General features: G+C 76.2%; 1 protein-coding gene. It reads right to left on the bottom strand.

Translation table 11 applies throughout. From position 1 onward, the window contains the following. Positions 1–721 (bottom strand): uroporphyrinogen-III C-methyltransferase (locus AC1D15_RS34950; RefSeq protein ID WP_477829689.1); only part of this gene is annotated, 721 nt, incomplete at its 3' end. Positions 722–862 lie beyond the last annotated feature (141 nt).

Below are 862 nucleotides of genomic sequence, written 5' to 3'. Positions count from 1 at the left end.
GCGCGGCGCTGCGGGCGCTCGGGCGCGGCGCCGAGGCCGCCGGCGTCACCGGCTCGCGCCGCGGCTCGGCCTGCGCCAGCAGCGGCAGTTCGTCGACCAGCCGCACCACCTCGTCGACCTTGATCGACAGCCCGCCGATGTCGGCCACGCCGACCGACTTGACGCGGTCGATGTCGCGCGCGATCGCGCGGCGCACGCCGTCCAGCCGCGGCTGGCTGTAGCGGGCCAGGCGCTCGTCGGCCTGCTTCAGCGCCGCCACCAGCGGCTCGGCACTGCCGGTGATCGCCGCTTGCTGCTGCGCGACGCGCAGGCCGGCGTCGATGTCGACCAGCACGTTCTCGTCGCGCGAGCGCGACAGCGACTGGATCAGGTCCTCGAGCTGGCTGCGCTGGATCGCGACCTCGGCCAGCTTGGCCTCGAGCAGCGCGACCTTGGCCGCACTGTCGCGCGCGACCTCCTGCGCCTGGCGCGCCATCACCTGCGCCTCGCCGGACTGCCGGCCGCTGTCCTGCTGGCGGCGCACCAGCTCCTGCTCCAGCGTGCGCACCCGTTGCTGCGCCGACCAGGCCTGCACCAGCGCGATGACGATCAGCAGCACCAGCAGCGCGAGCACCGCCGGCGCGAGCCAGCCAGGCAGGCGGCGCGGCGGCGCGGCAGCGGCCACCGGTGCGGCGGGCACCGGCTCGGCGATGGAGGGCGGGGAGGCAACGGTGTCGGTCACGATGCGATCGATTGTATGCAGGCCACCACTTCCGCGAGAGCGGGCCGGGATTCGAGCACCTGCCCGAGGCCGAGCGCGCGCGCGCGGGCCGCGATCCGCGGGTGCGTCGCGAGCGCGCGGCCGGCCGCCCAGGTCCGGGCC

This window comes from Rhizobacter sp. P2_H2 (assembly GCF_056403375.1).
This window is presented reverse-complemented; position numbering and strand designations above follow the sequence as displayed.